This window comes from Solitalea lacus, assembly GCF_022014595.1.
GTDB lineage: Bacteria > Bacteroidota > Bacteroidia > Sphingobacteriales > Sphingobacteriaceae > Solitalea > Solitalea lacus.
This window is the reverse complement of sequence record NZ_CP091740.1, coordinates 1,365,360-1,379,168: the sequence shown is the minus strand read 5'-3', so window position 1 is coordinate 1,379,168 and position 13,809 is coordinate 1,365,360. Positions and strand designations below refer to the sequence as shown.

The following is a 13,809-nucleotide window of genomic DNA, read 5'->3' as shown; positions in this document are numbered from 1 at the left end:
GATATTAAAATTCGGCAGATTGGTTAGCTTATCACCTCCAATCAAAATGTTTTGGGTCAGTAGGGGTAACTTTGGAGAGCTAAGAATGATTGATTTTTGAATACAAGCTACCTACAAAACAACCTTAGCGCAAGTACTCATAAATCATACCTTCTTTACAACTTTCAGTCTAAAACAGCTATTTATTTAACAATCAGCTGTTTGAAAGTTTTTCAAGAATATAATTATAAATTATTATGAATTCATTTCAATACAATAATGTATAATTAATTATACTATTTTTTAATTTTTAGTAAACAAATAAAGGCATTCGGGTTGATGTAAATGAAGGGGCTTCAGAAATTAAAACCCTCAAAAAGATAAAAGATGTATCTTACGACCTAAGAATCTGAAATAATTATGGATGAAATTACGCTTCAAGGAACCTACCAATTACCTATTTTATTTGACCTGCTTGCCACATTTCTATTTGCTTTTTCTGGTTCGGTTAAGGCAATAAATATGAAGTATGATTTTATTGGTGTATTTATACTCGCTATGGTAACCAGCACCGGAGGGGCCGTAATACGCGACATCTTACTGCAACATGGCCCTCCTGCTATATTGCTTGATTACCGGTATATAGTAATGGTATTATTGGCAGGTACAGCTGGGATGTATTTTTATAAGTTTAACAACAAAATGGAGTTTACTACTTCTGTTGTTGATGCGATCTCACTGGGAATGTATGCTGTTTTTGGGACGCAAAAAGCCATAGCTATGGATTTGGGTCTTTTTGCTGCATTTATCATTGGCTTTATCAATGCTGTTGGCGGTGGATTAATTCGTGATTTGCTCACCAAAGAAGAACCTAAATTATTCAAACCTGGACATTATTATTCGGTTGCATCAATTGTTGCCATCATCATTTTTCTAATTTTGGGAGCTGGCTTTAAGATTAATGCACAAATTGCTGCCATTGTTGCTATTGGAGCATCTTTTTTATTCCGCTTCTCTGCTCTTAAATTTAACTGGACAACCAAAGCCATACATAAACAAATGTAAAATTGTAATTACAAGCAAGTCCTTTTTCAATAAAATATGATACACCCCGAAACCGCTATTGATTATCTTATTTTTCTTCCTTTATTTCGAAAAAATTCTACCTAAACCTCCAAATCTATAATATTAAAACACAGTTAAACCAAAGTATTGCCACAATGAAAAATCAAACCAAAAAGAGCATTGGAAAAACACTTTCTATAAAAGTTGCTGATAAAATACGACAAGAAATTATTTTTGGTCATTATAAAGAAGGAGAACGCATCATTGAGCAAAGTATATCCGAAGAGTTTGGTGTAAGCCGTATTCCAGTAAGGGAGGCCATTCGATTGTTAGAATCTGAGGGCTTCATTGAACTTTCGCCTTATAAAGGCTCCATAGTAAGAGAAATTACCCCTGAAGCCTTTAAAGAAACGCATCTTATTCGCTTAACTATTGTCCCTGTATTGTTACAATATGCCATTCCAAATTATTCTTCAAAAACTATAAAACAAGCGGAAGACTTGATTAATAAAACGGAAAGCAAACTTTCCGAAACCGCTTTGCTCCAGTTTATTGTAAAAATGCATGATATTATGTACGGCCCATGCAACATGCCGTATATACTAAACTTATCAGAAGTATCGCTAAAAAGGCATTTAACTGTTTTAAATATTTATTTCAATTCATTTGATTTGAGCGAAATAACTTTAGATAGATTCAGAAACTTTTTTGAACTCTGTAAGCAGAAAAAGTATCAGGAGGCACGTGACTACTGGATAAAGACCCTTACGGAACAATATCAACTTATTACTGAAGAGTTTAACAAATGGCATGATTTGCAAAAAATATCTGTATCTTAATATTCATATCAACGGATAGATTATATTCTGCCTTAATTGAGCATATATTCTTGGGCTGAACCACAATATCTTCGAAATATTTACGTAAAAAAAATACTTGTGCGAACTGACAAAAGCATGCACAATCAGTTAATTAAACTAAAACACAAATTATGTAGTTTTGGAAGCAAGAATAGTTTAAGCATTAATGAGTTACATGTATATAAGATTTTTTGTGCGGTTATGTTTTATACATTTTCTCCTTATTACCTGCTTATTGCTATCTCTTTCATCCATCTCGCCATGCTTAGCCTCTCCATTAATTAATCATACTGCTGATTCTATTATTAAAAGGCGACCGTTTAAAATAGATACTCTTTGGCATAAATCTTTTATAGACTCCCTTACTCGTCGTTTTCTTTACAAAAAGAAGAACAAAAAGGAAGAGTATGATCAAATTCAATTAGAAAGCATTAAAGAATATGTAAAATATGAAGGCAAGATTATAAAATCGATTTCATTTGCTCATGCTCCTGTTTTTAATGGCTTGTCTACAACTACACACGATGGCAAACAAAACTTAAAGGAGCGATTAAATAACTGGCACACCAATACACAACAATCGGTAATTGAAAAATCGCTTTTCTTCAAAAAGAATGAAAAGTTGAGTAGCTATACCCTGGCTGATAATGCACGCTACATAAGAAGTTTACCTTTTTTACGTGATGCAAAAATTTATGTAAGCCCATGTGATGAAAAAGGCGATTCTGTAGAAGTATTAGTACTTACTCAGGATGTATTTGGGCCTGGCTTTGCCATTTATCCTGTTACCCACTTATCAGGTGTTCGAACCAAGTTCTACCACACCAATATAAACGGAATGGGACAAGCTGTAGAAGCTGGCATTGAGGTAAATGGCGAAAGAACTCCTTTGACCGGCACATCGCTTTCATATACTAAATACAACCTATTAGGCACATTTACTGATTTCAATTTCGGCTATTCTCAGCTAAACACACAAGGCGCTATTGATACAGGAGTTTATGAAGGTTCATTTTTTGTTAAACTAAACAGACCATTATACTCATCAAATTCCCATTTTGCAGGAGGGCTATCTTTCCAATACAACAAGTCCATAAACGTAGAAAATCAGCATGATTCAATTTTCCGCAATTACCATTATCGCATGTTTGATACCTGGATGGCCTATTCTTTTAACTTCAGAAAGTTTAGCAAACGAGGGGCAGAAAACCGTAGCCGAAGAGCAATATCTGCCCGCTATTACCAGCAACATTTCTTAGAACCCCCAGACCAACCCTACTTAGCCAACGACCCGACTTACAATAATTGGCGCTATGGGTTGTTCCAATTTATTGCGTTCAGACAAGAGATTTACAACACACGCTTTCTATTCGGATTTGGAAGAACTGAAGACGTTCCAACCGGTTATTATTCTACCTTCACAATTGGAAGAGAAAATCGGTTAGACAAAACGAGAACTTACGCCGGTACTGAATATGAGCGACAAAAAGCTTTAGGCAAAGGCTTTTCTTCGGCCTACATAGGACTAGGAGGATTTTACGACAAAGAATTCGAAGACATTGTACTTAGCATTAAAGGCTCCTTCTACAGCAGACTAATGACCTTTAAGAAATTACATTTCAGGCACTTAATTGAACTTGGATACATTAACTGTTTTAATCCTACTTTATACAAACCGGTAAGCATTAACAATGGCAGTGGATTATCAGGCTTTAGTGACGATTATTTAAATGGAGATCAACGCATAACCCTTAAAAGTGAACTGGATCTTTATAATATTGTGGAAGTGCTTGGATTTCGGTTCAATGCTTTCACATCGCTTCAATTGGCTCAGTTAGGTTCCACCAACGATTTCATCTTAGCCCAACGTTTATACCCTGGCATTGGTGGAGGTTTTAGAATCAGGAATGAAAATTTAGTTTTTAATACTGTTAAAATTGCCGGGTATTATTATCCAGGAGCTCCTCAAACTTCATCCAATTTCAACTTTAGCATTAGCACTGTGATTGATTTACGATTCAATGTGAGTCCTATTAAAGCACCATCCTTTGTAAGCTATAAGTAGACATCAAAAGGAAAACCTAAATTCAAACTATCTCATCGTTATTGATAACAATCATAACTCCAAACCAGGTTTGTTTTTGAATTCAAACTTTAGCATTAGCTTAAATCTGTATAAATTATTTTTTTATTAAAGCCGATTTTACCTTACAGTTTTTAGCAAAATTTGTAATATTACAATCAAAATTTATTAAAAATTATCAGGATCGATAAACGTGAAGAGAATTGCCATATTTGCCTCAGGATCAGGTTCAAACGCTCAAAAAATAATTGAGTATTTTCATAAAAACAAAGAAATTGAAGTTTCGCTAGTTTTATCCAACCGTCCGGATGCTTATGTATTGCAAAGGGCCGACAACTTTGAAATTCCAACTCATGTTTTCGATCGAGATGAATTCTACCATAGCAATGAGGTTGTCAAACTATTACAAAACCTGAATATTGATCTAATTGTGCTGGCTGGTTTTTTATGGCTAGTTCCGGAAGGTCTAATTAAAGCATTTCCAAAACGAATTATCAATATTCATCCTGCATTACTGCCCAAGTTTGGAGGTAAAGGAATGTATGGTAACAAAGTGCACAAAGCTGTTATTGAAGCAGGCGAACAAGAATCTGGAATTACCATTCATTATGTAAATGAGCACTTTGATGAGGGTGAAATCATCCATCAGTCGAAGTACAAAATTGACAAAGGTGACAATGTGGATATGATTGCATATAAAGGTCAACAGCTGGAACATCATTATTATCCAAAGGTGATTGAAAATCTATTAAAAAAATATCGAAATAATTAATTAACAGACAATTAAAGCGGAATTTTTTTTATAATTTTGCGCCTTGATTTTTTTGAAAAGATGAACCACCCTTTAAAAGTTAAAAACGCCTTAATTTCAGTTTATTACAAAGACAATCTAGAACCGATTATTAAAGAATTAAATCGGTTAGGAGTTACCATTTTCTCTACTGGAGGAACTGAAGCTTTCATTCGTGAACTTGGTGTACCTGTTACACCGGTTGAAGATATGACCAGCTATCCTTCCATTTTAGGCGGTCGTGTTAAAACACTTCACCCTAAAATTTTTGGCGGCATTCTCGCTCGCAGAGCAAATGAGTCAGATCAAGAGCAGTTGACTGAATACACAATTCCTGAAATTGACCTTGTAATAGTTGACCTTTATCCGTTTGAAGAAACTTTGGCTTCTGGCGCATCTGAACAAGACATTATTGAAAAAATTGATATCGGTGGAATCTCACTAATTCGTGCAGCCGCTAAAAATCATAAAGACGTACTGATTGTTGCTTCAAAAAATGACTACGGATTCGTAGAACAAATTTTGAAAGAACAAGACGGCATTTCAAGCATTGAGCAACGTAAAGAACTTGCTAAACGTGCCTTTAATGTTTCATCTCATTACGACACAGCAATTTTCAACTGGTTCAATAATGTTGAACCTTTAACCGTGTTCAAACAAAGCGTTCAAACTGCATCAGTTCTACGTTACGGAGAAAACCCTCATCAAAAAGGTATTTTCTACGGAAACCTTGATGCGATGTTTGATAAACTAAACGGCAAAGAGCTATCTTACAACAACTTGGTTGACGTAGATGCTGCCGTTTTGTTAATTGAAGAGTTTACAGAACCAACTTTCGCAATTTTAAAACATAATAATGCTTGTGGTGTAGCTACACGTTCTGTTTTAAAAGATGCTTGGGACGCTGCTTTAGCGTGCGATCCTGTTTCAGCTTTTGGAGGTGTATTAATCACTAATCGCAAAGTTGATGCTGCAACAGCAAGCGAAATCAATAAGTTATTCTTTGAAGTGTTAATTGCTCCTGAATATGATACTGATGCATTGAGTATTTTAACCGAAAAGAAAAACCGTATTATTTTACGTCAAAAACCGGTAGCGTTACCTGCCAAACAATTTAAAACTTTATTAAATGGTGTAATCGAGCAAGACAAAGACCTTTCAATGGAAGGCCCGGCTCAAATGCAAACCGTTACAACCAAAGCTCCTACAGAGGCCGAGCTGAAAGATTTATTTTTCGCAAATAAATTAGTAAAACATACTAAATCGAACACAATTGTGTTAGTAAAGGGTGATGTTTTATTGGCAAGTGGCGTTGGACAAACCTCTCGTGTAGATGCCCTAAAACAGGCCATTTTAAAAGCTGAAACTTTCGGATTTGATTTAAAAGGCGCAGTAATGGCTTCTGATGCATTCTTCCCATTCCCTGATTGTGTTGAAATTGCCCACCAGGCAGGTATTACTGCAGTATTACAACCAGGTGGTTCAATTAAAGACAAAGACTCGATTGAGTATTGCAATAATAATAATGTTGCGATGGTATTTACAGGAGTGCGTCATTTTAAACATTAATTTTTATATTTAACAGCTAGTTAATCTAAAAATCAGGCATGTTTCGTAAACAAGTAAGTAAGAATTAATAATTATAACCGAACGACAACCGAATGGGACTGTTTAACTTTTTTACCCAGGAAATCGCAATTGATTTAGGTACTGCCAATACCCTAATTATCCATAACGATAAAGTAGTAGTTGATGAGCCGTCAATAGTGGCCCTTGACCGCAAAAGTGGCAAGATGATCGCCATTGGCCGACAGGCAATGCAAATGGATGGTAAAACGCATGAGAATATTAAAACAGTTCGACCATTAAAAGACGGTGTAATTGCCGACTTTGACGCTGCCGAACACATGATCCGTGGGTTTATCAAAATGATCAATGGTGGTAAAGGATGGTTATTCCCTTCTCTCCGTATGGTTATTTGTATCCCTTCGGGTATTACTGAAGTTGAGAAACGTGCCGTACGTGACTCAGCAGAAATTGCCGGAGCAAAAGAAGTATACTTAATCCATGAACCTATGGCTGCTGCAATCGGTATTGGTATTGATGTGGAAGAGCCAATGGGCAACATGATTATTGATATTGGTGGTGGAACTACCGAAATTGCCGTTATTGCCTTAGGAGGTATCGTTTGCGATCAATCGATTCGCGTAGCCGGTGATAACTTCGATTCGGATATTGTAAACTATATGCGTCGTCAGCACAATATTTTAATTGGAGACCGTACTGCGGAAAAAATTAAAATCGAGGTTGGTTCAGCTTTGGCTGAATTACAAGAACCTCCTGCTGATTTCGCCGTTCAAGGTCGCGATTTGATGACTGGTGTTCCTAAGCAAATCATGGTTTCGTATACCGAAATTGCACACTGCTTAGATAAATCGATTTCAAAAATTGAAGAAGCAATTTTGAAAGCCTTGGAGATTACTCCTCCTGAACTTTCTGCCGATATTTTCCAAACTGGTATCTACTTAACTGGTGGAGGTGCTTTATTACGTGGTTTAGATAAGCGTATTGCTGCTAAAACCAAACTGCCTGTGCATGTTGCAGAAGACCCACTTCGTGCAGTTGTTCGCGGTACTGGTATCGCACTTAAAAATATTGAGAATTTCAGATTTTTGATGCCGTAAACAATACGATGAAAGAATGACGGAATGATAGAATGGGCGAATAATTCAAACACTCTATCATTCTTTCGTTTAATCATTCACACCATTAAACTAAACCAATGCGTAACCTTTGGCTATTCATACTTCGTTTCCACGCATTCTTTCTGTTTGTTATTTTTGAGGTTATCGCAATTATTCTGCTTATTCAAAATAACGACTACCAAAAAACTACATTTATTAATTCATCCAACCACTTCATAGGAAATCTTTATTCAGCTTCAAACGACTTTAAAAGCTACCTTCAACTGGGTCGTGTTAATGATAGTTTAGTTGCTGAAAACGCCAAACTTCGGAACATGCTTCCTTCGGTTTTCTATAATGATTCCGTTAAAAAAGCTACTATTGTTGATACTCTGAAGCAAGATTCCATGAAAATTCAGCAGTACTCATATATAGAAGCCAAGGTTGTTAACAACACAGTTAATTATCAGAGCAACTTCCTTACCTTAAACAGAGGTGCTCGTCATGGAATAAAACCGGGCATGGGAGTTATTGCAGACCAAGGTGTTGTGGGTATTGTAAGAGATGTATCGGATCACTTTTGTACTGTGATGTCTTTATTACACAAAGACAGTAAAATCAGTGTTAAGTTGGCTTCAACAAACGTAATCGGATCTTTAGTATGGCAAGGCACTAATCCGCGTATTGCTGTCTTAAAAGAAATCCCGAATCACGTAACGGTAAAAAAAGGAGAAAAAGTTGTTACAACCGGATACTCATTATTTCCTGAAAATGTATCATTAGGAAAAGTGATAGACGCTCCTAAGCAAACTGGCGAAAGCTTACTTAATGTTGAAGTGTTACTTTCAACTGATTTTCAACGTTTACAATACGTTTACGTTGTTCAAGATAAATTCATTCAAGAAAAGCAGAAACTCGAATCCAATTTGAGCCATGATTAGACTTATTGCTGCTAACATATTCCGATTCATATTCCTGGTTATATTTCAGGTATTTTTCTTAACTAATCTTTCGCTGTATAACATTGCAGTTCCATATTTATACATCCTATTCATTATTCTGTTACCGGTTTCAATGCCTACGTTTTGGGTATTTTTGCTTTCATTTGCATTAGGATTTTCTGTTGATGTATTTTCAAACACAATTGGACTACATGCTTCAGCATGTGTTTTAACAGCATTCTGCAGAATTGGACTTTTGACAGTGATGATACCCAAAGGAGGTGAATTTTTACCTGAACCAACTATAAGAAACTACAGCTTTAAGTGGTTTTTTACTTATAGTGCCATTATGGTGATCATTCACCACGTATTTTTATTGAACATTGAGTACTTCCGCATTAGCGAATTTATTTCAGCTACAACCAAAGCACTTATAAGTTCGATATATACCTTAACTTTGATTATTATTAGTCAGTATTTATTCGGTAGCAAAAGACGTTAATGAACAGTTTTTTTCAGCGGAAATTTATAATTCAGTCGATTATCCTTACGGCTGTTTTTTTGCTTATTGCTCGCCTGTTTTATATTCAAATAATCGACGACCGATATCTGGATTTTGCCAACAATAATGTATTAAGACGTTTGGTTGTCTACCCTCCAAGAGGAGTAATTTATGACCGAAACAACACTATTTTGGTTCAAAATGAACCTGTTTACGACTTAATGGTGGTTCCCAAAAGCATTAAGCAGTTTGACACGCTATTACTTTGTCAGCTAATCGAGGTAGAAAAAGAAAAGTTCATAGGTAAATTAAAAAAGGCCCGGGAGTTTTCCCCTGTAAAGGCCTCTTTGCTTGAAAAGCAACTTTCATCTGAAACTTATGCCCGGTTACAAGAGCATCTGTTTCAATTCCCTGGGTTCTTCGTACAAAATCGAACGCTCAGAAAATATCCAGAACCAATTGCAGCTCACGTCTTAGGATATATCGGGGAGGTCAATGATAGAATTATTGAACTTTCTAAAGGTGATTATCGTCAGGGAGATTACATAGGAATAAGTGGTATCGAACGATCTTACGAACAATTGTTACGTGGTCAACGTGGTATTAAGCGTGTAATGGTGGATGTATTCAATCGGGAGCAGGGAAGTTTTGACGAAGGAAAATACGATACTGCTGCTGTTCCAGGCGACAGAATGATTACTTCATTAGATGCCAAGCTTCAAAAGTACGGCGAAGACCTAATGAAAAATAAATTAGGTAGTATTGTTGCCATTGAGCCTTCAACTGGTGAAATTTTAGCATTTGTAAGTGCACCTAATTACGACCCCAACCTTTTGGTAGGCCGTGTGCGGGGAAACAATTACATGAAATTATTGAAGGATCCGCTAAAACCATTATTTATCCGACCTATTCAAGCTCAATATCCACCAGGATCAACTTTTAAGGCTATTCAAGCGCTCATTGGCCAACAAATGGGGCTTATCACCCCAGAGCAGCGCTTCCCATGTGGCGGGGGTTATCGTGCAGGGGGGCATTTTGTAAAATGCGAACACAATCACTCGCCTCAAAACATGGTTGAATCGATCCAGAACTCATGTAATGCTTATTATTGCTGGGCTTTTAAAACAATGATTGATAATCACCCTGGAATGACCTCTGAGGATGCATATACCGCTTGGAGAGATGCGATTGCGAAATTTGGAATTGGAACCAAATTGGAGATTGATTTACCAAATGAACTAAAGGGATTATTACCAACCCATAAGTATTACGATAAGATTTATGGAGCTAACCATTGGAAGTCATCAACGGTGATTTCTTTAGCAATTGGCCAGGGGGAATTGGGCATTACACCTTTACAAATGGCAAACGTTATGGCGGCTATAGCCAATCGTGGTTATTATTATCGCCCTCACTTGGTAAAAGCCATTGGTGATAAAAAACATATTCGCCCTGAGTTTTCAGAAAAAAATTATGTTGGCATTGATCAGAGATACTTTCCTCCGGTAATAGATGGAATGGAAAGGGTAATTCTGGCAGGTACAGCAACCAATGCCCGAATTGCTGATATTTCAATTTGTGGAAAAACAGGAACAGCCCAAAATCCACATGGTAAAAACCACTCTGTGTTTATGGGTTTTGCTCCAAAAGACAACCCAAAGATTGCGATAGCGGTTATGGTAGAAAATGCAGGTTATGGTGCTACATGGGCGGCTCCAATTGCCAGTTTGATGATTGAAAAATACGTCCGAGACTCGATAACACGACCTAAATATTATGAGGATCGTATCTTAAATGCTAGTTTATTGCCTGGTGACGAATTTAATGCCAGCGGTAATATCAAAAAGAAAGAAGATACTCCAAAGGGGGCGACCATTAAAACCAAGGATGGTAAACCAACCACTTCTGACACAAAGAAAACTGGAATAACAGCGCAGCCAAGCAAAGAAGAGAAGCTCGAAACAATTAAAAAAGAGAAAGCACAGCGTTAACAATGAACCAGAAACAACAAACCAGCCCTTTTTATAACGTTGATTGGATCACGATCATTATTTATTTGTGCTTAGTATTAATTGGATGGCTTAACATTTATGCTGCAGTTTATGATGCTGATCATTCGAGCATTTTTGACATGAGTCGTAATTATGGTAAACAACTAATCTGGATTTTAACTTCAGTAATTATAATTACCGCCATATTGCTCATTGACTCCAAGTTTTTTAACTTCTCTGCTTATGCTTTTTACGGTATAACGCTTATACTGTTAGTAGCCGTTCTCTTTGTGGGTAAGCTGGTTGGCGGTAATAGAGCTTGGTTTGAAATTGGAAGTTTCCGACTGCAACCTGCTGAGTTTGCAAAAGTAGCTTCCAGTCTTGCTTTGGCCAGATTTTTAGGTTCTAATACTTTAAAGCTGGGTGATTTTAGTGATCAGCTCAAATGCTTTTCTTTAGTTTTCACCCCAGTTTTACTTATTTTATTACAACCAGATGCAGGCTCTGCAATGGTTTTTATGTCATTCTTTTTAGTATTGTATCGAGAAGGACTTCCTCCATTCTACCTTGTTTTTGGCTTAATTTCCGTAATACTTTTTGTTCTTTCCCTGCTAATACCTCAATCGTACATTATCATTACCTTGCTAGTAATTGTTGGATTTCTACTATGGAAAGATAGAAGGGTTAGGAGACATTACACCCTCATCATCGGAAGTGCTGTTTTAGCTATTACATTGGTTACAGCCGTTAACTATACTTTTAACAATGTGCTTAAACCTCACCAGCGTGACCGTATTGATCTATTGTTGGGAAAGAAAGTTGACCCTAAAGGAATTGGATATAATGTTAACCAATCGAAAATAGCAATTGGTTCCGGCCAATTATTAGGAAAAGGATTTTTAAAAGGGACACAAACCAAGTATGACTTTGTACCAGAGCAAAGCACAGACTTTATCTTCTGTACTGTAGGAGAAGAATGGGGATTTTTGGGAAGTTTGGTAGTACTTGGCCTCTACTCAGTGTTGTTGATGAGGATAATTGCCTTAGCAGAACGACAGCGTTCCACATTTTCAAGGGTATATGGCTATGGGGTGGCATCCATCATCTTCTTCCACTTATTCATCAATATTGGTATGACCATTGGAATTATGCCTGTAATAGGTATTCCGTTACCTTTTATCAGCTATGGAGGATCTTCATTATGGAGCTTTACCATCCTTTTATTTATTCTGATAAAGCTCGATACCAACCGAAACGGAATTATACGTTAAAGCGTTTTTTTACAAGAGCATTAAATTGTTCTAGCAGCTCAGGCTTTAAAGACCAGCTAAACTTTGGAGCCAAATGATCTTCTATTATTCGATTGGCTTCTTCATAATTATGACATGCATTTAAATCAGCTATTGCGTGCTCAAAAGCTTCTACACTATTATTGAACAGCCCTTTTATAAATGCGAACTTATCATTTAAACCGATAGCTTTTCTCAAATCCGTAACCGGAACATTAAATGAAGTGTTTACCTCCACTTTATCTTTATTAATTGACGAGATTTTATCATTTACACTCGGCACTTTTGTCTGAAATCGTTTATTTAACTCTGCCCAAGCCTCTTCTTCTCTTTTGAGTTTTTCTTCAAGAGTCAACTCAGGCTGTTCATCAATGGTTGCATTAAGCTCTTCAGCCTTTTCCTCAACCTTAAGCATGACTTCCTCTATTGAAGCTGAGGGTGCAGATACAAAAGTCTCCTTTTCTTTATCTTGTGGAATCTGTTCTTCAAACTTTGACTCAACGATTGGCGGCTCAGATTTCACTTCTTGAACTTTTGTTTCCATGTCACCAATCTTAGCAATCAATTCATTAACTGATACTACTTTATTATCCTCACTCTCAAAGCTTGGGCTAGTCGCTGGAACTATATTCTCTTGTTCAACAATTCTTTTCAAAATCGCTATATGCTCTTTTAAAAACTTGGCATTGGCTTCAAATAATTCCAAATCAATAGCTGTTACATGATGTTGTACATATAAACTACGGCACTCAGTTTTGAGTTCCTCCAAAATAGCTCCAATTCGGCCTAAAATATCTTCGCGAGTCATGGTTTTCAGTTTAAGAAGTAACGTAACTATGGTTCAATTTGTATCAAAAATAAAAAATTATGCACAGAACTTAACAGACAATTTATGTTTATAAAATGAGAAACAAGAACTTATCTACTTATCAACAGCAATATTTTTTAGCATTTTATTACGCATATTCGTTTTTGAAGAACCTAAATTTGATTGTGGATGATAAACGAGGGAATTGAACGACCAAAAATATTTCAACGTGGCAGTATCGAAATTATTTGCGGCCCTATGTTTTCTGGAAAAACCGAAGAGTTATTAAGACGTTTGCGACGGGCACAAATTGCAAGGCTAAAAGTGGAAATATTTAAACCTACCATTGATATCCGTTATGATGCTAGTGCCGTTGTTTCACACGATTTAAATTCAATTCAATCAACCCCTGTAGAAAACGCCTCTTCAATACTGTTATTAGGCAGTACTACCCAGGTAGTAGGTATTGATGAAGCGCAGTTTTTTGACGATGAACTACCTAATGTGTGTGAATCATTGGCTAACAAAGGTGTTAGAGTAATTGTTGCAGGTTTAGACATGGATTATACTGGTAAACCGTTTGGCCCCATCCCTAAATTAATGGCAATAGCTGAGTTTGTTACCAAAATCACTGCAGTTTGCGTTCGCTGTGGAGTTCCTGCAAGCCGTTCCTACCGGCTCACTGAAAATGAAACTACAATACTATTGGGCGAAAAAGGAAGTTATGAACCACGTTGTCGGGTTTGTTTCAATCTTGACAGATAAACATAGCTAATAGGAAAATAATTTAACAAAAAATTTTATTTTTGGTTAAATT

Annotated in this window: 12 protein-coding genes; 11 read left to right on the top strand and 1 reads right to left on the bottom strand. The window is 36.5% G+C overall.

The window, feature by feature from the left end; genetic code table 11:
- Positions 1 to 399 precede the first annotated feature (399 nt).
- The 10 genes from L2B55_RS05840 to rodA all read left to right on the top strand — a co-directional run bounded on the left by L2B55_RS05840 (position 400) and on the right by rodA (position 12,166).
- Positions 400 to 1,044: a trimeric intracellular cation channel family protein gene (locus tag L2B55_RS05840; RefSeq protein WP_237849583.1), complete on the top strand. Its 645-nt coding sequence runs from the start codon at positions 400 to 402 to the stop codon at positions 1,042 to 1,044.
- 155 nt (positions 1,045 to 1,199) lie between these two features.
- Positions 1,200 to 1,883, top strand: coding sequence for a GntR family transcriptional regulator (locus L2B55_RS05835; protein WP_237849580.1), 684 nt, complete (start codon positions 1,200 to 1,202; stop codon positions 1,881 to 1,883).
- A 256-nt stretch (positions 1,884 to 2,139) separates the two neighbouring features.
- Positions 2,140 to 3,969, top strand: coding sequence for a BamA/TamA family outer membrane protein (locus L2B55_RS05830; protein ID WP_237849576.1), 1,830 nt, complete (start codon positions 2,140 to 2,142; stop codon positions 3,967 to 3,969).
- Positions 3,970 to 4,180: 211 nt separating this feature from the next.
- The gene (gene purN, locus L2B55_RS05825) at positions 4,181 to 4,759 is read left to right on the top strand and encodes a phosphoribosylglycinamide formyltransferase (protein ID WP_237849573.1); all 579 of its coding nucleotides are present in this window, start codon (positions 4,181 to 4,183) and stop codon (positions 4,757 to 4,759) included.
- Between the two features lie 60 nt (positions 4,760 to 4,819).
- Entirely contained in the window at positions 4,820 to 6,346 is a 1,527-nt protein-coding gene (purH, locus tag L2B55_RS05820; RefSeq protein WP_237849570.1) for a bifunctional phosphoribosylaminoimidazolecarboxamide formyltransferase/IMP cyclohydrolase, read from the top strand.
- A 92-nt stretch (positions 6,347 to 6,438) separates the two neighbouring features.
- On the top strand, positions 6,439 to 7,461 hold the full coding sequence (locus L2B55_RS05815; RefSeq protein ID WP_237849568.1) for a rod shape-determining protein: 1,023 nt from the start codon (positions 6,439 to 6,441) through the stop codon (positions 7,459 to 7,461).
- 98 nt (positions 7,462 to 7,559) lie between these two features.
- Positions 7,560 to 8,402, top strand: a complete 843-nt coding sequence (gene mreC, locus L2B55_RS05810) for a rod shape-determining protein MreC (RefSeq protein WP_237849565.1) — start codon at positions 7,560 to 7,562, stop codon at positions 8,400 to 8,402.
- Complete coding sequence (locus L2B55_RS05805; RefSeq protein ID WP_237849563.1) at positions 8,395 to 8,904, top strand: rod shape-determining protein MreD; 510 nt, start codon at positions 8,395 to 8,397, stop codon at positions 8,902 to 8,904. Before mreC ends, L2B55_RS05805 begins: the two co-directional genes overlap by 8 nt.
- Complete coding sequence (mrdA, locus tag L2B55_RS05800; protein ID WP_237849560.1) at positions 8,904 to 10,895, top strand: penicillin-binding protein 2; 1,992 nt, start codon at positions 8,904 to 8,906, stop codon at positions 10,893 to 10,895. The genes L2B55_RS05805 and mrdA overlap by 1 nt, the downstream gene beginning before the upstream one ends.
- 2 nt (positions 10,896 to 10,897) lie before the next feature.
- On the top strand, positions 10,898 to 12,166 hold the full coding sequence (rodA, locus tag L2B55_RS05795; protein WP_237849557.1) for a rod shape-determining protein RodA: 1,269 nt from the start codon (positions 10,898 to 10,900) through the stop codon (positions 12,164 to 12,166).
- On the opposite strand, the gene L2B55_RS05790 is transcribed toward rodA, so the two are convergent.
- Positions 12,156 to 12,992: a hypothetical protein gene (locus L2B55_RS05790; protein WP_237849554.1), complete on the bottom strand. Its 837-nt coding sequence runs from the start codon at positions 12,990 to 12,992 to the stop codon at positions 12,156 to 12,158. The two genes, rodA and L2B55_RS05790, sit on opposite strands and share 11 nt — an antisense overlap.
- 189 nt (positions 12,993 to 13,181) lie before the next feature.
- On the opposite strand from L2B55_RS05790, the gene L2B55_RS05785 reads away from it, so the two are divergent.
- Positions 13,182 to 13,757 carry a thymidine kinase gene (locus L2B55_RS05785; RefSeq protein WP_237849551.1) on the top strand — a complete coding sequence of 192 codons (576 nt, stop codon included), beginning with the start codon at positions 13,182 to 13,184 and terminating at the stop codon, positions 13,755 to 13,757.
- Positions 13,758 to 13,809: the final 52 nt, after the last annotated feature.